Here is a 20279-nt window from a genome sequence, read left to right as displayed (position 1 = left end):
GAAACGGTATACGGTTAATTTAGGGTATCCCCAAAAAAATAAATACTATAAAATCTTGTAGCCAAGATTTAACCCTACACTTCGGTAACTTGAATCCCAATATACATAACTTCCCATCAATGTTCTGCTCGTATTTAAACGCAATTCAAGACTAAATCTGTCTTTAAAATTACATCCGAAACCCACTAAGAAATTGCCGCTTGATTTTATATCATAGTTTTCTTTACCGGTAGGGATACTTTCAAAAGATAATTCCGTACTTCTTGATATGTTGAAGGAATATCCGGCATTGAGAAATAGTTTGGTGTTTTTATTTAAAAAGAAATAATGACGAAATCCTATTGGAAATTCAAGATTTGCATAATCTACAATGGCGTTATGCTCAATGTCTGCATTAGCGCCGCCTATTAAACCATTATTTTTGGTAAATGTCTTTTCGGATTTATACAGTTGATAATTAGGATTGACAAATACACTCCATTTATTTTTTTTAAAAGGCAAAATGTATTCTCCTTCCACACCAAATCCAAGAGCTATTTTTGAGCCAAAATCAGTGCTGACATTATAAACGGGATTGGGATCCTCAAAAGAAAGAGAAACGGTATTGGCTGCTAATGTTAATCTTAAATTCCAAATTCCACGTTTCTCATTAGAATTTTTAACAACAAGTTGATTTCCGTTGCAACTATTGTATTTCAAAAAATGCTTTTTGAGGTCGTCTCGTGTGTAGTCAATCTTTTCAAAATCTGAATCATTCATATCTCCACACTTAACGTTATTAAACAATTGTTGTCTAAAATAATTGTTATAACGAACATTATTAACTTCACTGTCATTGATAATGTATTTTATAAATACCAACTGTTCAACAGCAGTGCTTGGAGTGCTGTAAAAATATTTAATCAAATTTTGTTGAGTGTAAGAGTAAAGATTGGCAGTACCCTCTACAATTTGTTTTAAAAAAATGGTCTCTTCAAACCAAATCGGATTCTTGTTTCTACCCAAATGGTTCGGATTGTTTTGACTTTTCTCAATCTTAACATCACAACGGATATACTTATTACCGTTAAGTATGGCAAACTCCTTAATGTTCTGAATATTAGCCTTTTTGATAAGCTCGTCATTGGAGTTGTTTTTATATTCAATTTCAACAGGATTATCTTTCCAATCGCTGTTTCGTATCATACAATCAACCCTTTCATTTGAGTTCGTAACAAAATAACCTGCTTCGAATTTAATTTGTGAATAGATGGTTGTACCAAAAAATAATAATGTGAGTTGTAAAAAGAATTTCATAAAAAATGTATATGCCTCAAAAATAGTAAAATTCTTAAAAAAAAAGATAAGTAATCGATTTTTTATTTTTTCAATCGACGATGCTTATTTTACCCTATCTTTGCCGCTTCAAAAAATCCAAGATGATTACCATTAATGATATAGCCGTTGAATTTGGCGGCACTACACTTTTTAGCGACGTGACTTTCGCCATCAATGAAACCGATAAAATTGCCTTGATGGGAAAAAACGGCGCCGGAAAATCGACTTTACTCAAAATAGTCGCCGGACAAAACAAACCTACCCGAGGTTCTATTTCGGCGCCTAAAGAAGCGGTTATCGCCTACTTGCCACAGCATTTGTTGATGGATGATAATTGTACGGTGATGGATGAAGCTTCAAAAGCCTTTGCGGAAGTCTTCAAAATGAAAGCGGAAATCGATGAAATCAACGAACAGTTAACCATTCGCACCGATTACGAAAGCGACGAGTACATGAAATTGATTGAGCGTGTTTCGGAGTTAAGCGAGAAATACTATTCGATTGAAGAAGTCAATTATGAAGCCGAAGTGGAAAAAGTACTGAAAGGATTAGGCTTTGAAAGAGACGACTTTCAACGTCCAACTTCCGAGTTTTCCGGGGGTTGGCGCATGCGTATCGAGTTGGCTAAGATTCTGTTAAAACAACCCGATTTGATTTTGTTGGATGAGCCGACGAATCACTTGGATATGGACAGTATTCAGTGGTTGGAGGATTTCCTCATCAATCAGGCGAAAGCGGTGATGGTGATTTCCCACGACCGCGCCTTTGTCGATAACATTACCAATCGTACGATTGAAGTCACCATGGGTCGCATTTACGATTACAAAGCTAAGTATTCGCATTATTTGGAATTGCGCAAAGACCGACGTATTCACCAACAAAAAGCCTACGAAGAGCAGCAAAAATTCATCGCCGAGAACCAAGCGTTTATCGAGCGTTTTCGCGGGACTTTTTCGAAAACCGAACAAGTACAATCGCGCGTACGCATGTTGGAAAAATTAGTGTTGGTTGAGGTCGATGAAGTGGATAATTCGGCTTTAAAGTTAAAATTTCCACCATCGGTACGCTCCGGGCAATACCCCGTAATCGTGCGCGATTTGGAGAAATCCTACGGCGACAAACTCATTTTTAAAGACGCCAATTTAGTCATTGAGCGCGGACAAAAAGTAGCCTTTGTCGGGAAAAACGGCGAAGGGAAATCGACCATGATTAAGGCGATTATGAAAGAAATCGAAATCAACGGCGGTTCGGTAGAGATTGGACACAATTGTCAAATTGGGTATTTCGCCCAAAATCAGGCTGCGTTGTTAGACGAAAATGCGACTATTTTTGAAACCATCGATGCGATTGCTGTGGGTGAAATTCGCACCCAAATCAAAAACATCTTGGGTGCTTTTATGTTTCATGGCGATGATATTCAAAAGAAAGTGAAAGTACTTTCGGGTGGCGAGAAAACGCGTTTGGCGATGATTAAATTGTTGTTGGAACCGGTGAACTTGTTGATTCTGGATGAGCCTTCCAACCACTTAGATATGAAGACCAAAGACATTATTAAAGAAGCGTTGAAAGAATTTGACGGAACCTTAATTTTGGTGTCGCACGACCGAGATTTCTTAGACGGTTTGGCCGAAAAAGTATTCGAATTCGGCAACAAACGCGTGAAAGAGCATTTTGAAGACATTAAAGGGTTCTTGGCACACAAGAAAATGGAGAGTTTGAAAGAGATTGAGAAGTAGTATTAAGATTTCAGTATTAAGACAAAAAAAACCGCTGAGTTCTGAGAACTTGGCGGTTTTTCGCATGAACAAATAACCACAATTTGTTAGTCTAAGGCAAAGCGAACACCAATTTGACTTGAAATAGATATTTTTTCAAATTCGATATTCGTATTGTAATCTTGAGCTTGCATATCATATTTTTTTATTGTGGAAGCTCCACGTATCATAATTCCGGCAGCTGAACCCGAAAGTTGACTTACAATATTATTTACATTTCCAATATATAAAGCCTTTCCAATATTTTGTCCTAAAGGTTTTGTAAAACTCAAAGCATTCGCTTTAGCATTTTCCATCGCTTTGGTATTCATGAGCAATTGGAGTTTGGCTTCTTCCGAATGTTCCAATTTGTCGATGCGTACGTTGGAAATGCCCACTTCTTCCAAGCCGATAAACACTTTGGCAGTCGATTTAGCGTCATACACTAAAATGGAATACGATTTGGCTTTTTGGATGTCGGTTTGCTTCAGAAAAAACTTTTTGTAGCTGCTCATCATGTCTTGCATCGTTACATTTTGCTCGGTGTTGATGCCTAATGATTTGAGTTTGGTCAGCATGTCACTTTCTAATTCCTCTACCGATTTTTTGCCTTTCGTATCTTTTTCCGAAATCAAAACATCGATGTAAATGCGATTGGGTGTTACCAAAGTGTCGGCTTTGCCATTCACTTCCAAATACGGTTTGTCAATAAAGTTTTTTTCCTGACTGTAGGTCAAAAAAACACTTAAGACAGAAATTAGGACAATGATTTTTTTCATGGTTTTCAATTGAGGGTTATAGAGTAAACGTAATTTTATTGAAATTAGTATGTGTTGGAATCAAAACCCTGCCGGTGTGCATCCGACAGGGTTTCTTCACTCCCAAAAAACACCAATCTACTTTTTATTGTACAGCTTCTACTAATCGGATGAATTCGGCTTTGTAACCGTCTCCGTCATAGGCCAAACCTTCTTGGGCCAGTTTTTTGATGGTAGAAGTCGACTTGTCTTCAATCAGTTTGGAATCTCTTAATTTCAAACCGAACCAAGCTACGGCAGCACTGAATTTGAATCCGGAAGAAGCCTCGTTTAAGGCAGAAGCTTTGTTGGCAATGACTTCCACCATTTCGATACTTTTGGCACCATCGGGTTTTTTGTAACGGAATTTGATGGTGGCCAATTCATCGTTGAATTGGGTTTTACTCGGTTCTGTTTTGGCGTATTTTAATTCATCAATTTCAGTGAAAAAGTCACTTTTAGTGTTAGCCGGAATAATCTCGTACAAAGCGGTTACGGTATGACCGCTGCCCAATTCACCGGCATCAATAGCATCGTTTTTAAAATCTTCGGGACGCAATTTTCGGTTTTCGTAGCCAATCAATCGGTAGGCTCTGACATGCGCCGGATTGAATTCGATTTGGATTTTGACATCTTTGGCAATGGCAAACATCGAGCCTTTGAATTCTTTCCCCAAAAAGCGATTGGCTTCCTGGATGTTATCGATATAGGCATAATTTCCGTTGCCTTTATTGGCCAACGTTTCTAATTTACTGTCTTTGTAATTGCCCATTCCATAACCCAAGCAGGTCAAGAATACACCCGACTGCCTTTTTTCTTCAATCAAGGTTTGCATGTCGGCATCTGAAGAAGCACCTACATTAAAATCACCGTCGGTAGCTAAAATAACACGGTTATTGCCGCCTTTAATGAAATTTTCCTCCGCGGTATTATACGCCAATTGAATGCCGGCGCCACCCGCAGTACTGCCGCCCGATTGTAATCGGCTTAACGCATCGATGATGGTTTGTTTTTCACTGCCGGCAGTAGGAGGCAACACTAATCCGGCCGCACCGGCGTATACCACTATCGCTATTTTATCGTCATGGCGCAGTTGCGCCACCAATACTTTGAGTGATTCGATGACCAAAGGCAATTTGTTTTGGCTCCCCATAGAACCGGAAACATCAATCAGGAAAACCAAATTCGATTTTGGTAAATCATCGGTTGGAATATCTTTTCCTTGCAACCCGATGCGAACTAGTTTATTTACTTTATTCCACGGACAGTCGCTGTATTCGGTGTTAATCGAAAACGGATGCGCTCCGGTAGGCTGAGGATATTGGTATTTGAAAAAGTTTACCATTTCTTCTACACGAACGGCATCTTTCGGTACTTTTTGTCCGTTGTTGATAAAGCGACGCACATTGGTATACGAGGCATTGTCAACATCAATCGAAAAGGTAGAAAGTGGCGCAGTTTTCGGACTCTCGAAAGCATTTTCCACAAAACTGTCGTAATCTTCATTATCGGGTTCTATCGCGATCGGTGTCGTGGTTTTGTCAATCTCCTTTATTTTTTTCTTAAGTTCTTTTTCCGTTAATTTTTGGGGTATACCATTTTTGGTTTGTACAATCACAACACCGTCGGAAGCCCTGTTGCCGTAAAGAGCTGCTGCCGAAGTGTCTTTCAGGATGTTTACGCTACTAATCTCATCGGTTTTGATTTTTTTGAAATCTTCTTCTTTTACCGGAACGCCATCCACAACATACAAAGGCTGAGTCGCCTTGGAAAGAGAGGCATTACCACGAATCACCACTTGTGTACTGCCCGGACTTCCGGCACCTTGAGTAATAGATAAGCCGGCTACTTGACCTTGAAGTGTTTGGGTGAAAGTGGTATTTGATCGGTTTTCGACGGTTTTATTTTTAGAGGTCGATTTTCTTTCGGATGTGCGGTAACCATCATAATCCTCAGATGCATATCCCATAACTACAACCGATTCTAATTGGACGGCATCATCCTTCATTTTAACATTAATTACAGCGGAATCTCCAATTTTTATTTCCGTGGTTTTCATTCCGATAAACTGAAATACTAAGATTTCGCCTTTTTTGGCATTTATAGAATATTTTCCGTTGAAATCGGTTTGAGTGGCCCGATTGGTTTTCTTTACCAAAACATTGGCGCCCGGTAAGGGTAACCCCGAATTGTCGGTCACGATACCCGTGATGGTTTTGAGTACAGGTTGTTGGTTGGCAGTTGTATTTTGCCCGAAACTGAGGTAACCAATAAGCATAGCAATGCCTAATGAAAAGTTTTTGAGATTTTTCATGACTGTAATTTTTAAAAGTTAAACTGATTTATTTGCCTTTCTTGGCGGCCGGTTTTCCGTTTTTGGTGGTAATGATAACGACTCCTTTTTTGCCTTTTTCGCCGTATTTTTCGATGGCTTTTTCATCTTGCAATACGGTAACCGATTCGATTTGTTGTTCTTTCAGCGGACTGTAGGGACTGGTAGGATTGGGTCCGAAGACTTCCTGTTCGGTGTATTCAACACCATTGATGATGTATAGCGGCTCTTTTAAAACGACGATGGATTCAACTTCATCAGGGTCAACGCTCTTCAGGCTTTGCTTGTTTTTGACCAAGTCGTCATATACGATTAACGCTTCTTCTTTACGGGTGCTGTTGTCTTGCGTTTCTTGTGTATTGTTAAAAAACATTTCCATGTTTTTCGCCTTGGGACTGCTTTTTTTCGCAACGGTTTCGTTGATTTGTGTTTGGCTGTATCCTTGCATTGCTGCCGCTGCCGGACTTACATCATGCGCTATCGAGTCAGCTTGTTGATAACTGTCGTAGGTATTGTTCTCTTCCAAGGCGACTTGATTTTCTCCCGATGCAATGCGACGCTCCAAAAGTTGGTCGGCTTCGGGTTTTAGGGAAGGCTTGTCATTTACGGCCGAAACTACCGCATCATTTGGTCTATCTTTCACTGGTGACGAAATACTGTCTTTCAGGGTAATGGTTTCTTGGGATGGGATGGAAGCGTTATCCGATTGTGAAAATTGGTATCCAATGGATAATCCCAATAAAACCGAGGCCGCAACGGCCCATTTTTTCCAAAGTACCGTTTTTTGCTTCAGCGCGGTTTGGTCGAGTTTGGTTTCTACGCGTTGCCAAACTTTCTCCATCGAGGCGAACTCGGGCGACTCGGCGTTGTCGGCGACTTTTTTGAATTGGTTAAAAATATCTTGATTTTCCATGACTACTTAGCTTTTTGGTAATAAAGACTGTTGACTAAATCTTTCAACTTGGTTTTGGCAACATTCAATTGCGATTTCGAAGTACCTTCCGAAATGTTGAGCATAACGGCAATTTCTTTGTGACCGTATCCTTCAATGACAAACAAATTAAAAATGGTTTTACAGCCTTCGGGAATTAAATGGAGTAATTTGAGTAAGTCTTCTTCTTCCAATGGCGTTTCTTGTGCGCTTTGCGGTTGGATGCTAAAAGCCGTTTCCTCTAAATACAAATTAAAATTCACATTGCGTTTTAATTGCAGCAAACATTGGTTGACCGTAATTTTTCGTGCCCAGGCTTCGAAAGAGCCGATTTCCTTTAATTGGTCGAGTTTGGTGAAGATGGTGTAAAAAGCATCGGCCAATACTTCTTCAATGTCTTCTTCCTTTTTTAAATACCGTTTGCACGTGCGATACAGTTTGGGCGACATATAATTGTACACTTCCCGCTGTGCTTCGCGTTGCATTTTTTTACAGGCTGCTATGAGTGTTTCGTTTATCACTATGGATGTCTTTATAGGTAAAGAGTATTGTTTTGCAAAAAAGGTTGGGACGAGGCGGAAAAAAAGTTGGCAGTCTTCAGTAATCAGTGATTAGTAGCCAGCTTTAAAAGATAGATATTAGATTCCAAAACCTCCGAATCTGTGTCTTCGCAGAGTAAAAACTCAATTTCATTGGCCGACTGTTTGTAAAGTGTTAATCCTTCGAATTTGTTTGTATCGCTGATTTGAACCGAACCGGTGAGTTTCATGGTTTTTATATCGATGGTGCCGATGATACTGCCTAACACTTCGCCGTCGAGATAGGTTGAGGTCGTATCTTCGGCGGAAGCTAAGAAATAAATAGTGTCGTTGACCAAAACCGCATCGGTGAAAGTGGCGGGGATGTTTTTGATTTTGGGTAAGTCGAACGGTACAAATTCAAACTTTTGATTCTCGGCATCGTCCTTGGCATAGATGATACCGTTTTTGCCGTTGGTTCCGTTGCCGCGTTGGAAGAAATAAATGGTTTCGGCCGTTACAATCAACCCTTCAATATTGAGTTCGTCGGCTGAAATATGGAGTTGGCTTTTGATTTTTTCATACATTTTTTCAAAATCCCGCTCCTGAATCTTTTGGGAAGTCAAATGGTATTTGAACAGGCGATTTCGGTTTTGGGTAGAACCCGAGCCCAATAACAATAAATCATTTCCTTTTAACGCTATGGCTTCAAAATCGGGTTTTTCTTTTTTGGCGATGTTGTCTTGTGCGTTCTCGACCAAAGCGATTTTGTGGAGTTTTTCAGTCGGAATATGGTATTCGTATAAAAAAGTGCTGTTGTCCGAGATAAGGTATAATTTGTCTTCGTGATATACCAATCCGGAAGCCGAACCAATACCAATGATTTTGAATAATAGGGTAAGTTGAAATTTTTCCATATTTGAAATTAAAAGGAGGACAGCCCGTGGCTGTCAGGTTTTTTTAGTAAGCAAAACGAATCACTAGCCCCGATTGCAACGGCATCCTTTTGCGATAGCAAAAGATAGAGTGTAAAGCGGGAACCAGCTCCTAAATAGTTATATTTACAAATATAAACATTGAAGGTATGAAAAACATCACCCCCGAAGATTTTAGAGTAAAAGGCACAATCGATTTGTCGAAAATCCCCACCCGATTAGACATTGATACCGACAAAGACGAAGAAGCGTTGGCGTTGGATAAAGTTCAAATGAAGTTGAGTAAGAAGCAAGATGCCATGTATGCGCACAATCGGCATGCGTTTTTGGTTTGTTTGCAAGGCATGGATACCAGCGGAAAAGACAGTTTGATTCGCGAAGTCTTTAAAGAGTTCAATCCGCGTGGCGTGGTGATTCACAGTTTTAAAACGCCTAATTCGACCGAGTTGGAGCACGATTATTTGTGGCGTCATTATTTGGCGTTGCCCGAAAAAGGAAAGTTTGCGGTATTCAACCGAACGCATTATGAAAACGTGTTGGTAACACGCGTGCATCCGGAATACATTTTATTCGAAAATTTGCCCGGTATTGAAAAAGTGGAAGACATTACGCCTGAGTTTTGGGTCAATAGAATGGAGCAAATTACTAATTTCGAAAAGCACATTGCGCAGAACGGTACGACGATTTTGAAGTTTTATTTTCACATGAGCAAAGAAGAACAACGACTTCGCTTGTTAAAACGCTTGGAAAATCCGGAAGACAATTGGAAATTTTCGACCGGCGATTTAAAAGAACGCGAGCGTTGGGACGATTATATGCGCTATTACGAAGAAGCCATCAACAACACCAATACCGATTATGCGCCTTGGTACGTGGTTCCGGCCGATGATAAAGGTGTGGCACGCTACATCGTGGCACAAACCATTTGGGAAAAATTGGAATCGCTCACCGATATTACGGAACCCGAGTTGGATTCGAAAGTAAAAGCGAATATTGACGTCTATCGCGCGCAATTGAAAGGATAAAACGTGTTATCTTTGCCCACTCAAAAAAAGCAAAGTGAACTTAGCCCAATACACCAAAGAATTTCGTTACAACTTACAATTGGCTTATCCTGTCATTTTAGGGATGATTGGTCATACTTTGGTAGGTATTGTTGATAATATCATGGTGGGCAAGATTGGCCCGACCGAATTAGCGGCGGTTTCTTTGGGCAATAGTTTTGTTTTTATTGCGATGTCGTTGGGCATTGGATTTTCAACCGCCATTACGCCATTGGTTGCTGAAGCTCATGGGAAAGACAACAGGGAAGAGGGTCGTTTGGCATTCCATCACGGGTTGTATTTGTGTACTATATTGGGCTTGTTCTTGTTTGGTGTTATCTTTTTTTCGAAACCACTTTTGTCTTATATGGGCCAACCGGAAGCAGTAGTTAAACTGGCTAAACCGTATTTAGATATTGTAGGTTTTTCGTTGGTACCATTAATTATGTTTCAAGCATACAAGCAGTTTGCCGACGGGATGAGCCAAACAAAGTACTCTATGTGGGCAACGATTATTGGCAATGTGGCTAACGTAATTATCAACTACTTTTTTATTTACGGGATTTGGATTTTTCCGGAGTTAGGCATCATTGGCGCGGCTATCGGAACGATTGCATCTCGTATCATCATGTTGGTTTTTATGCATTACATTATGCAAAGCAAAACCAAGTTTCACTACTATTTTGAAGGCTTTACGATTAAAGAGATCCAAAAAGAAATCAATCTTAAAATCATCCGTTTGGGCTTGCCGTCTTCGATGCAGATGTTTTTTGAAGTCGCTTTGTTTACGGGTGCGATATGGTTGTGCGGGATGATTGGCACTACGAGTCAGGCCGCCAATCAAATTGCGTTGAGTTTGGCTTCGTTGACGTTTATGTTTGCTATGGGATTGAGTGTCACGGGCATGATTAGGGTTGGTAACCAAAAAGGAAAACAAGATTATCCAATGTTGCGAACGGTTGGTTTGTCTATATTTTTATTGACGGTTATTTTAGAAATCGTTTTTGCTTTATTGTTTATAGCCTTTCACAAGGTTTTGCCTTATATTTTTGTCAATATGGAGCAAACCGCCACCTTATTGGAAAACCAAGAAGTGATTGCTATATCGGCACAATTGTTAATAGTAGCGGCCTTTTTCCAAATTTCAGACGGGATTCAAGTCGTGGTTCTCGGTGCGTTGCGCGGTTTGCAAGATGTAAAGATTCCGATGTACATCACTTTTGTAGCCTATTGGCTTATTGGGTTTCCGGTGTCTATTTATTTGGGGCTGCAAACCGATTTAAAAGCGGTTGGCGTTTGGATTGGATTGTTAGCCGGATTAACTGCGGCGGCTTTATTTTTGTATCTTCGCTTTCATTATTTAACTAAGAAGTTGATAAGGCAAAACTTATAACTTATAATTAATAATTCAACATGGAATTACCAAAATTTGTATTGGCCGATAACTCCGATTTTCCGGATGATATTTTTGTTATTCACCTCGATTTTCCTCGTTTCATCATCAATTTAAAAGACGATGAAGTGGAGTTTTTGGAAGATGTGGAAGACGAAGACCAAACCGAATTGGAAAGCGAAATGGAGCATTTAATCACTTTGGCCGGAGAGTTCTACGACAAAGAAATGGAAGCCTACGAGGAGTAGTTTTCAGTGTTCAGTGATCAGTTGGCAGTATTCAGTTGAAACGGCTCTTATTTAAAATACCTGTCCAACAAATTCATAGCCGCGGCAAAAGGTGAGATTTCATCATTTTGCACGGCTTTTTTGTTCTGCTCCAATAGGGTCTTAATTTCCGGATGATGGTAAAAGTGCTGTTTCAGATGGGCTTCAATGGTTTCCATCATCCAGTATTGGTTTTGTGTTTTTCGTTTTTCTTCAAAATAATGGTTGCTTTTCACCAGCGCTACATACTCGGAAATCAGTTGCCAAACCGCATCAATCCCCGTTTTTTCATAAGCACTGCAGGTGGTGACTTTCGGAATCCAACCCGAACTTTTAGCCGGAAACAAATGCAACGCTCTGTTGAATTCGGTTTTCGCCAATTTGGCTTTGGCCACATTATCACCATCGGCTTTGTTAATCACAATGGCATCGGCCATTTCCATAATGCCGCGTTTTATCCCTTGCAATTCATCACCGGCTCCGGCAATTTTTAATAATAAAAAGAAATCAACCATACTGTGAACGGCGGTTTCGCTTTGTCCGACCCCTACGGTTTCGATAATAATGGTGTCAAACCCGGCCGCTTCACAAAGTATAATCGTTTCCCGTGTTTTTCGCGCCACGCCACCCAGTGTTTCGCCCGAAGCACTCGGACGGATGTAGGCATTGGGGTCTTTGACCAATTCTTCCATACGGGTTTTATCGCCCAATATACTACCGTGCGACAGGGTACTACTCGGATCAACAGCCAAAACGGCGACTTTCTTATCCAAACCGGTCAGGTATTTCCCCATCGCCTCGATAAACGTACTTTTTCCCACCCCGGGAACTCCGGTAATCCCAATACGAACCGAGCGATTGGCGTGTGGCAAACAGGCGGAAATGACGGTGTTGGCTTTCTCCAAGTGCACCGGATTTGTGCTTTCCACTAAGGTAATGGCACGACTCAATGCCGTGATGTCACCCTTCAAAATACCGCTGATTAACGTGGAGGCATCGGGTTGTACTTTTCGGCTACGCACTACCTTAGCCAAAGAAGCCTGGCTAATACTTTCGGGCTGCGGAACGCCGTCTTTTTCGTGTAAAGCACTTTTTTGAGGTGACTGTGAGCTCAAAGTAAAAATCGTTTGGGTAAAGGTACTAAATTAATGGCTCGTCCAAAACCAGAACACCTCATTTTTTAAGAAACCTTTCACTTTGAATATGCTTGTTTTCGGTTTTTTTGCCGTTCCTTTGCAAAATAATTTTCGACTTCGAATGGATAACATTCTCCTTGTATTTGTGTGTTTGATTATGGGATTAGGGATGCAAAAAGTGGCCACCTTTCCTAAAAACGGACATTTAGCCTTAAACCAATTTGTCATCTACATCGCCTTACCGGCCTTGGCGTTGTATTATATTCCTAAAGTGACCGTGTCTACCGATTTGTTGTATCCTATCGGAGTGGCTTGGATTGGTTTTTTGTTTTCGTTTCTTTTTTTCTATACGCTCGGCAAAAAAATGGGTTGGCCTAACCGCCTCATCGGTTGTTTGGTCATTACTGCCGGTTTAGGAAATACGTCGTTTGTCGGGTTTCCCATTATTCAGGCGCTCTACGGCGAAGAAGGCTTAAAAACCGCCATCATGGTCGACCAGCCGGGTTCGTTTGTGGTTATGGCAACTTTGGGTATTATCACGGCCGGAATCTTTTCTAAAGGCGAACCGAGTCGCAACGAAATCATCAAAAAAATCATTTTATTCCCACCGTTCATTGCTTTCGTATTGGCTTGCGCCATGAACCTGCTGCGGTTTGATTTTAACAATCACCTCCAAACGGTTTTCCAAAAACTGGGCGCCACCGTAACCCCTGTGGCCTTAGTAGCGGTAGGGTTGCAACTTAAAATCGACAAAGAAAGCCAACACTGGAAGTTTTTGCGTTTGGGCTTGTTCTTCAAACTCATCCTCACACCGGCTTTGTTCTTTTTGTTGTACCGTATTATGTTGGGTGGCCAAGGCGTAGCGGTTGATGTGGCTATCATGGAGTCGGCGATGGCGCCCATGATTACCGGAGCAATCTTAGCCTCGAATTACGGATTAAAACCCAAACTCAGCAGTATGATGGTAGGTATCGGTATTCCGCTATCCTTTCTGTCATTGGCCTTTTGGTATTACATTTTAACGCATTTTTAAATGGACAGTATTGTAAACATTTCCGCTAAAAACAAGGAATTGGCGCAAAAAACGGTCTATTCCATTTTGTTTTCCATCAGTTTTGCGCACTTGCTCAACGATTTGATTCAGGCGATTATCCCATCGGTATATCCTATCTTAAAGCAGAACTATAACTTATCGTTCTCCCAAATCGGCATCATCACGTTTGCGTTTCAATTAACCGCTTCAATCTTTCAGCCTTTTGTAGGCTACTATACCGATAAATATCCCAAACCGTTTTCCCAAATTTACGGCATGCTGTTTTCCTTGGCGGGAATTGTATCCATCGCCTTTGCCGATAATTTCTATTGGATTCTTCTTTCGGTGATGCTCATCGGCACGGGTTCGTCTATTTTTCACCCCGAGTCGGCGCGAATCTCCAATATGGCCTCGGGCGGACGCCGTGGGTTGGCACAATCCATCTTTCAAGTCGGAGGCAATTTCGGAACCGCATTGGGTCCGTTGTTGGTGGCTTTAATCGTAGTGCCACACCGTCAGGTCTATATTCTTTGGTTTGTGATTGCGGCTACCATTGGTTTGGGCATCATCAGTAAAATTGCCTTTTGGTACCGCGACCATTTAATTTACCGCCAGCAGAAAAAAGTGGTCTTTGCCGATTTCCAACGACTCACCAAAAGCAAAGTCAAATGGGCCATCGCCATCTTGTTACTCGTTATTTTCTCTAAGTTTTTCTACTCGGCGAGTTTGTCTACTTACTACACCTTTTACGTGATGGATAAGTTTCATCTTTCCATCAAAGAGGCGCAGTTTCACATGTTTATTTACCTTATTGCTTATGCGGTCGGAACCATACTCGGCGGTCCGTTGGGGGATAAAATAGGGCGTAAATACGTTATTTGGCTCTCGGTTTTCGGGGCGGCTCCGTTCGCCTTGCTGCTGCCGTATGTCAATTTGTTTTGGACCGATGTGCTCATGATTATCATCGGCATCATCATCTCCTCGGCGTTCCCCGCCATTTTGGTGTATGCCCAGGAATTGTTGCCCAAAAAATTGGGTATGGTCTCGGGCTTGTTCTACGGTTTTGCCTTCGGTATGGGGGCTTTGGGATCGGCTTTACTGGGTAAATTGGCCGATGCCACTTCCATTCAATACGTGTATCACGTGTGTTCGTATTTGCCGTTAATTGGAATTATTTGCTACTTTTTGCCGAATTTAAAAAAGCGTTAGGAGCCATTCGCTTGGGCGTTTCAGCCATCCGTATTCCTGCTGCCGTCAGTCGCTTTGCTTTTTAGAAAAAAGCAAGAGCTCCAACAATGCCGGCATCAGGGCTAGTTGGAAACTTGGGGAGTATTTGTCTTTTATTCCGGTATTCGTTACATTTACCTCTCAATACCATTACCATGTCATTATCACCCGAAATACTGCATAAACTTACCGCCATAGTAGGTGAGACTCATATTTTTACCGATGAGGCCACGCGGCGTCATTACGGTCACGACGAAACCGAAGATTATGTTTTTCCGCCTCAGGTGGTAGTAAAACCGGCCAACACTCAGGAAGTGGCTGATATCCTTAAAGTCGCCAACGATTATAAAGTTCCTACCACGCCGATCGGAGCGCGAACCGGATTGAGCGGCGGCGCTTTGAGCATTTATGAAGGCATCGGTTTATCGATGGAACGGTTTAACAAAATCATCGAAATCGACGAACTCAATTTGCAGGTTACCGTGGAGCCGGCCGTGATTACCCAAATATTGCGGGAAGCGGTGGCCGAGAAAGGTTTGTTTTATCCGGTTGACCCGAGTAGTATGGGCAGTTGTTGGATTGGCGGAAACATAGCCGAAAATGCAGGCGGCGCTCGAGCGCTAAAGTACGGCGTCACCAAAGATTATGTCTTAAACTTAGAGGTGGTATTACCTAACGGCGATATCATTTGGACCGGAGCCAACACGCTCAAAAATTCTACCGGTTATAATCTCACCCAATTAATGGTTGGAAGTGAAGGCACCTTGGGCGTTATCACCAAAGCGGTACTTAAATTGTTACCGCAAAACAGTCATAATGTACTCCTGTTAGTGCCGTTTTACAAAGCGCATGAAGCCTGTGAAGCAGTTTCGGCCATCTTCCGTGCCGGCATAGTGCCGAGTGCCTTGGAGTTTATGGAGCGCGACGCTATCGATTGGACGTTGCGTTTGGTGGAAGGCATCAGTGTACCGGTAAAACCCGAGCATCAGGCGCATTTGCTGATTGAAGTCGATGGGAATTATCCCGAAGTTTTGATGCAGGAAGCCGAAAAAATTGTGGGTGTCGTGGAGCAATTTGAAATTGATGAGGTGCTGTTTGCCGACAGCGACGAACAAAAGAATGCGTTGTGGAAAATGCGTCGCTCGGTGGCTGAAGCCGTAAAATCAAATTCGGTGTACAAAGAAGAAGATACCGTAGTGCCGCGTTATATGTTACCCGAATTGCTCTCCGGGATTAAACGCATCGGAGCCCAATACGGTTTTCAATCGGTGTGTTACGGTCATGCCGGAGACGGAAATTTGCACGTAAATATTATCAAAGGTGATATGTCTGATGATTATTGGAAAACTCAAGTCCCGTTGGGTATTCGTGAAATCTTTGAATTAACAGTTTCACTCAAAGGAACGTTATCCGGAGAACACGGTATCGGCTACGTGCAAAAGAACTTTATGGACATTGCTTTTACCCGAACCCATTTGGAGTTGATGGAAAGCATCAAGCGCGTTTTCGATCCGAATAATGTACTCAATCCCGGTAAAATTTTCCCCGACGAATTATAGTTTGAGTTGTGTTGTGATGCTTTGGTCAAACAAGATTTCAAAAGCCGTTCGTTGTCCCGGAAAATCAAAATTGAAAAAACGCCAATTCCCATCCGTGTTTTCGTCATATACCGCGACGAAAGTCGCAATCATTTTAACGTTAAAACTATTTCGGTTCGGTTCAAAAGTGACGTCTTTGGTTTGGTTGATTTGTTGCAGCCACGTTTTTTTTTCAGCCGCTGTCTCGGCAGTTAACGGAGCTTCAAAGAAATAGCGTTTCGGAATCCGAACGGTAACTACGCAAAACGAACGGGTTCCGATTTTTGTTATGGGTCCGAATTGAAACGGTACACTTTGCAATTGATACCGCAAACGGTAGGTTTCGTTTTCATAAAAATGCTCCGTTTTCTCCAAAAAAACAGTTTTACCCATTTGGTCTACCATTTTAGGATAAGACAGTTGTGCAATTGTCTCAAAATCCATTAGATAGTTGGCTTCGTAGAGTTGTTGCATAGCCTTTTTGAGCGACTCTGTACTTTGAGCACAACTGACTAAGCTTGTAAAAAGCAAGCATAGGAATAGGATGTTCCGTTTCATAGAAAAATCTTTACTCAAATATAAAAAAAATCCCCAACAGTTGTAACTGTCGGGGATTATATAATTAAAGATTTGTAATTGTAACTCTTGTGTTAGTCATGCACCAAAACCCATTCGCCGGTGGCTAACATACCTTCGGCTTTTTTGTATTTCATGGTTTCGGTTTTGCCGCTCATCACGTGTTTAATCGTAACATTGTCATTGCGGTTGATTTTGGGTGTTTCTCTCACAATGGTTTCGGTCACTTGCGGACGCTGTTGTGTTTGCCCGGCCTCGCGATTAGCACTTTCACTGCTTTCGATTTCGTCTTTGCTTTCGGTGTAATTTTGTTTTTCACGCACCTGACGCGCTTCTTGAATATTCTGGTTTTGCTGTGGTAAATCGCCTTTAAACAAGAACGAAATCACTTCTTTATTCACACCATCCAACATGGCGCTGAACAATTTGAACGCTTCTAATTTGTAAATCAACAACGGATCTTTTTGTTCGTGTACAGCCAACTGTACCGATTGTTTCAATTCGTCCATTTTGCGCAAATGTTTTTTCCACGCTTCATCGACTATGGCCAAAGTGATATTCTTTTCAAAATCGGCTATCAGTTGAGCACCATTGGTTTCAAAGGCTTTTTTCAAATCGGTGACCACATTTAAGGTTTTGATACCATCAGAAAACGGTACGACTATGCGTTCGAACTTGTTGCCTTCTTTTTGATATACATCGGCAATAATCGGGAAAGCTTCGCGAGCACTTCTCTCGGTCTTTTCGGTATAATACGCCATAGCGGCTTTGTATATTTTACCGGTGATTTCCACTTCTGATATTTTTTCAAACTCGCTTTGTGTTACCGGCGAAGTAATCGAGAAGTAACGAATCAATTCGAATTCAAAGTTTTTGAAATCATTACGCGCTTTGTTATCGCCTACGATGACTTCACAAGTATCGTACATCATGTTGGCAATATCCAATTTTAATCGCTCTCCAAACAAGGCGTGACGACGGCGTTTGTATACCACTTCTCTTTGGGCATTCATCACATCATCGTATTCCAACAAACGTTTACGGGTACCAAAGTTGTTTTCTTCTACCTTTTTCTGAGCACGCTCAATGGATTTGGTCATCATGGAATGCTGAATCACTTCACCTTCTTTCAAGCCCATGCGGTCCATGATTTTGGCCACTCTTTCCGAACCGAACAAACGCATCAGGTTGTCTTCCAAAGACACATAAAACTGGGAACTTCCCGGATCACCCTGACGACCGGCGCGACCGCGCAACTGACGGTCAACGCGACGAGAATCGTGGCGTTCGGTACCAATGATAGCCAAACCACCGGCGGCTTTTACTTCCGGCGTTAATTTGATATCGGTACCACGACCGGCCATGTTCGTAGCAATGGTTACCACGCCCGGTTTACCGGCTTCGGCCACAATCTCGGCTTCTTTTTTATGCAATTTGGCGTTCAATACGTTGTGCGGCACATTGCGTACGCGAAGCATACGGCTTAATAATTCGGAGATTTCCACCGAAGTAGTACCAATCAACACCGGTCTTCCGGATTGCGACAATTGGGTCACGTCTTCGATAACGGCATTGAATTTTTCACGTACCGAACGGTAGATTAAATCTTCTTTATCTTTTCTGGCAATCCCTTTGTTGGTAGGGATTTCCACCACATCCAATTTGTAAATTTCCCAGAACTCTCCGGCCTCGGTTACGGCAGTACCGGTCATACCGGCCAACTTGCTGTACATACGGAAATAGTTCTGTAACGTGATGGTGGCAAAGGTTTGTGTAGCCGCTTCAATTTTTACATTTTCTTTTGCTTCAATCGCCTGATGCAATCCGTCGGAATAGCGACGACCGTCCATGATACGACCGGTTTGCTCATCGACAATCAAAATTTTGTTGTCCATGATTACGTATTCCACATCTTTTTCGAATAAGGTATACGCTTTGAGCAATTGGGTAAGCGTATGAATTCGTTCCGATTTCACGGCAAAGTCTTGAAACAAATGCTCTTTGGCTTCCGCTTCTTTGTCTTTTTCTAAATTTTGCTTTTCGATGTTGGCAATTTCGGTTCCGATATCGGGAAGGATAAAGAAATCATCAGACGTATCTTTAGATAGGAATTTGATACCGTTATCGGTTAATTCTACCTGATTGTTCTTTTCTTCGATTACAAAATACAAGGCTTCATCAACTTCCGGCATTCTGCGGTTGTTGTCTTGCATGTATTCGTTTTCGGTTTTTTGCAGCAATTGTTTTACGCCTTCTTCACTCAAGAATTTGATAAGCGGTTTGTTTTTCGGTAAGGCGCGGTAGGCTCTTAGTAATTGAAAACCGGCTTCTTTGGTATTGCCTTCTTTGAATAGACGCTTGGATTCGGTTAAGAAACCGTTAGCCAATTGACGTTGTAAGTTGTATAAGTTTTCGATTTTCGGTTTGAGTTCGTTGAATTCGTGACGGTCGCCATCGGGTACCGGACCCGAAATAATCAACGGTGTACGCGCATCGTCAATCAGTACCGAATCGACCTCGTCGACGATGGCATAATTGTGTTTGCGCTGTACTAGATCTTCCGGAGAGTGCGCCATATTGTCGCGCAAGTAGTCGAAACCGAATTCGTTGTTGGTTCCGTAAGTGATATCGGCTTCATAGGCTTTTCTTCGTGCATCGGAGTTGGGCGAATGGTTGTCGATACAATCTACGGTTAAGCCGTGGAATTCGAATAATGGTGCTTTCCACGTACTGTCACGTTTGGCCAAATAATCGTTTACGGTTACCAAGTGGACTCCGTTTCCGGTTAAAGCGTTTAAGTATAGCGGTAAGGTAGCTACCAACGTTTTTCCTTCACCGGTTTGCATTTCGGCAATTTTGCCTTCGTGCAATACAATACCACCAATTAGCTGTACGTCATAGTGAATCATGTCCCAGGTAATCTCTTTTCCGGCAGCATTCCATTGGTTGGCCCAAACAGCTTGGTCGCCGTCGAGCGTAATATAGGATTTGGTGGCCGATAGCTCGCGGTCTTTAGGGGTAGCTGTTACGGTAATGGTGGCGTTTTCCTTGAAACGACGAGCGGTTTCCTTAACCACGGCAAACGCTTCGGGAAGGATTTCGGTCAATACTTTTTCCGAAATTTCATAAGCCTCTTTTTCCAACGTATCGATGGCATTGTACAAGTCTTCTCTTTTATCGATGTCGGAGGTGTTTTCCGCTTCCTGTTTTTTAGCCTCAATTTCGGCGTCTTGTTTGGCGCGCGCTTGTTTTATTTTTTCTTTGAATTCGGCAGTTTTGGCTCGTAACTCATCATGAGAGAGGGCAGCCAAGACAGGTTCTAACGCTTTTATTTTGTTGATATAAGGTTGGGCAGCTTTGACATCTTTTTGCGATTTATCGCCTACAAAAGCTTTGATAATGCTGTTAATGAAACTCATAATGGGTTGGTGTTATATGTTTTAT

General features: G+C 41.9%; 16 protein-coding genes. 7 read left to right on the top strand and 9 right to left on the bottom strand.

Translation table 11 applies throughout. The features are described 5' to 3' along the window. Positions 1-45 precede the first annotated feature (45 nt). Complete coding sequence (locus QHT84_RS07470) at positions 46-1296, bottom strand: outer membrane beta-barrel protein (RefSeq protein WP_283238933.1); 1251 nt, start codon at positions 1294-1296, stop codon at positions 46-48. Between the two features lie 122 nt (positions 1297-1418). On the opposite strand from QHT84_RS07470, the gene QHT84_RS07465 reads away from it, so the two are divergent. After that, a complete protein-coding gene (locus QHT84_RS07465) occupies positions 1419-3053 on the top strand; it encodes an ABC-F family ATP-binding cassette domain-containing protein (protein WP_283238932.1) in 1635 nt (544 codons plus the stop codon). Positions 3054-3139: 86 nt separating this feature from the next. On the opposite strand, the gene QHT84_RS07460 is transcribed toward QHT84_RS07465, so the two are convergent. From QHT84_RS07460 to QHT84_RS07440, 5 genes are all read right to left on the bottom strand, one after another. Continuing rightward, positions 3140-3850: an SIMPL domain-containing protein gene (locus QHT84_RS07460; protein WP_283238931.1), complete on the bottom strand. Its 711-nt coding sequence runs from the start codon at positions 3848-3850 to the stop codon at positions 3140-3142. A 124-nt stretch (positions 3851-3974) separates the two neighbouring features. Beyond that, positions 3975-6182: a YfbK domain-containing protein gene (locus QHT84_RS07455; RefSeq protein WP_283238930.1), complete on the bottom strand. Its 2208-nt coding sequence runs from the start codon at positions 6180-6182 to the stop codon at positions 3975-3977. A 28-nt stretch (positions 6183-6210) separates the two neighbouring features. Beyond that, positions 6211-7113, bottom strand: a complete 903-nt coding sequence (locus tag QHT84_RS07450; RefSeq protein WP_283238929.1) for a hypothetical protein — start codon at positions 7111-7113, stop codon at positions 6211-6213. A gap of 2 nt (positions 7114-7115) precedes the next feature. Continuing rightward, positions 7116-7616: an RNA polymerase sigma factor gene (locus QHT84_RS07445; RefSeq protein ID WP_283238928.1), complete on the bottom strand. Its 501-nt coding sequence runs from the start codon at positions 7614-7616 to the stop codon at positions 7116-7118. A gap of 119 nt (positions 7617-7735) precedes the next feature. Next, a complete protein-coding gene (locus QHT84_RS07440; RefSeq protein WP_283238927.1) occupies positions 7736-8566 on the bottom strand; it encodes a DUF6929 family protein in 831 nt (276 codons plus the stop codon). A 167-nt stretch (positions 8567-8733) separates the two neighbouring features. Here QHT84_RS07440 and QHT84_RS07435 point away from each other — a divergent pair, with 167 nt between their 5' ends. From QHT84_RS07435 to QHT84_RS07425, 3 genes are read left to right on the top strand one after another with little or no spacing between them, the layout of a single operon-like run. Then, positions 8734-9609 (top strand): PPK2 family polyphosphate kinase, encoded by an 876-nt coding sequence (locus QHT84_RS07435; RefSeq protein WP_283238926.1) that lies wholly within the window; start codon positions 8734-8736, stop codon positions 9607-9609. 34 nt (positions 9610-9643) lie between these two features. Next, positions 9644-11020, top strand: coding sequence for an MATE family efflux transporter (locus QHT84_RS07430; protein WP_283238925.1), 1377 nt, complete (start codon positions 9644-9646; stop codon positions 11018-11020). Positions 11021-11040: 20 nt separating this feature from the next. Further along, positions 11041-11268, top strand: a complete 228-nt coding sequence (locus tag QHT84_RS07425; RefSeq protein WP_283238924.1) for a hypothetical protein — start codon at positions 11041-11043, stop codon at positions 11266-11268. Positions 11269-11315: 47 nt separating this feature from the next. On the opposite strand, the gene meaB is transcribed toward QHT84_RS07425, so the two are convergent. Next, the gene (gene meaB, locus QHT84_RS07420; protein ID WP_283238923.1) at positions 11316-12401 is read right to left on the bottom strand and encodes a methylmalonyl Co-A mutase-associated GTPase MeaB; all 1086 of its coding nucleotides are present in this window, start codon (positions 12399-12401) and stop codon (positions 11316-11318) included. 142 nt (positions 12402-12543) lie between these two features. Between meaB and QHT84_RS07415 the strand changes: the two genes are divergently transcribed. The 3 genes from QHT84_RS07415 (at position 12544) to QHT84_RS07405 (ending at position 16241) form a co-directional block, all read left to right on the top strand. After that, positions 12544-13455 carry an AEC family transporter gene (locus tag QHT84_RS07415; RefSeq protein WP_283238922.1) on the top strand — a complete coding sequence of 304 codons (912 nt, stop codon included), beginning with the start codon at positions 12544-12546 and terminating at the stop codon, positions 13453-13455. Beyond that, entirely contained in the window at positions 13456-14664 is a 1209-nt protein-coding gene (locus QHT84_RS07410; protein WP_283238921.1) for an MFS transporter, read from the top strand. A gap of 173 nt (positions 14665-14837) precedes the next feature. Further along, positions 14838-16241 (top strand): FAD-binding oxidoreductase, encoded by a 1404-nt coding sequence (locus tag QHT84_RS07405; RefSeq protein WP_283238920.1) that lies wholly within the window; start codon positions 14838-14840, stop codon positions 16239-16241. On the opposite strand, the gene QHT84_RS07400 is transcribed toward QHT84_RS07405, so the two are convergent. Next, complete coding sequence (locus QHT84_RS07400; RefSeq protein WP_283238919.1) at positions 16236-16817, bottom strand: hypothetical protein; 582 nt, start codon at positions 16815-16817, stop codon at positions 16236-16238. The two genes, QHT84_RS07405 and QHT84_RS07400, sit on opposite strands and share 6 nt — an antisense overlap. A gap of 92 nt (positions 16818-16909) precedes the next feature. Continuing rightward, the gene (gene secA / locus QHT84_RS07395) at positions 16910-20254 is read right to left on the bottom strand and encodes a preprotein translocase subunit SecA (protein ID WP_283238918.1); all 3345 of its coding nucleotides are present in this window, start codon (positions 20252-20254) and stop codon (positions 16910-16912) included. Positions 20255-20279 lie beyond the last annotated feature (25 nt).

Source organism: Flavobacterium sedimenticola, assembly GCF_030053345.1.
In the GTDB taxonomy this organism is placed as follows: domain Bacteria; phylum Bacteroidota; class Bacteroidia; order Flavobacteriales; family Flavobacteriaceae; genus Flavobacterium; species Flavobacterium sedimenticola.
The sequence above is the reverse complement of the archived record's forward strand: the minus strand, read 5'-3'. Positions and strand labels throughout refer to the sequence as shown.

Bases quoted from the DNA above. Each gene is read 5' to 3' on its own strand.
- QHT84_RS07440 (WP_283238927.1), bottom strand. From the start codon at position 8,566: ATGGAAAAATTTCAACTTACCCTATTATTCAAAATCATTGGTATTGGT.
- QHT84_RS07445 (WP_283238928.1), bottom strand. From the start codon at position 7,616: ATGCAACGCGAAGCACAGCGGGAAGTGTACAATTATATGTCGCCCAAA.
- QHT84_RS07415 (WP_283238922.1), top strand. From the start codon at position 12,544: ATGGATAACATTCTCCTTGTATTTGTGTGTTTGATTATGGGATTAGGG.
- QHT84_RS07460 (WP_283238931.1), bottom strand. From the start codon at position 3,850: ATGAAAAAAATCATTGTCCTAATTTCTGTCTTAAGTGTTTTTTTGACC.
- QHT84_RS07400 (WP_283238919.1), bottom strand. From the start codon at position 16,817: ATGAAACGGAACATCCTATTCCTATGCTTGCTTTTTACAAGCTTAGTC.
- QHT84_RS07450 (WP_283238929.1), bottom strand. From the start codon at position 7,113: ATGGAAAATCAAGATATTTTTAACCAATTCAAAAAAGTCGCCGACAAC.
- QHT84_RS07470 (WP_283238933.1), bottom strand. From the start codon at position 1,296: ATGAAATTCTTTTTACAACTCACATTATTATTTTTTGGTACAACCATC.
- QHT84_RS07410 (WP_283238921.1), top strand. From the start codon at position 13,456: ATGGACAGTATTGTAAACATTTCCGCTAAAAACAAGGAATTGGCGCAA.
- QHT84_RS07455 (WP_283238930.1), bottom strand. From the start codon at position 6,182: ATGAAAAATCTCAAAAACTTTTCATTAGGCATTGCTATGCTTATTGGT.
- QHT84_RS07465 (WP_283238932.1), top strand. From the start codon at position 1,419: ATGATTACCATTAATGATATAGCCGTTGAATTTGGCGGCACTACACTT.
- QHT84_RS07425 (WP_283238924.1), top strand. From the start codon at position 11,041: ATGGAATTACCAAAATTTGTATTGGCCGATAACTCCGATTTTCCGGAT.
- QHT84_RS07405 (WP_283238920.1), top strand. From the start codon at position 14,838: ATGTCATTATCACCCGAAATACTGCATAAACTTACCGCCATAGTAGGT.
- QHT84_RS07435 (WP_283238926.1), top strand. From the start codon at position 8,734: ATGAAAAACATCACCCCCGAAGATTTTAGAGTAAAAGGCACAATCGAT.
- secA (WP_283238918.1), bottom strand. From the start codon at position 20,254: ATGAGTTTCATTAACAGCATTATCAAAGCTTTTGTAGGCGATAAATCG.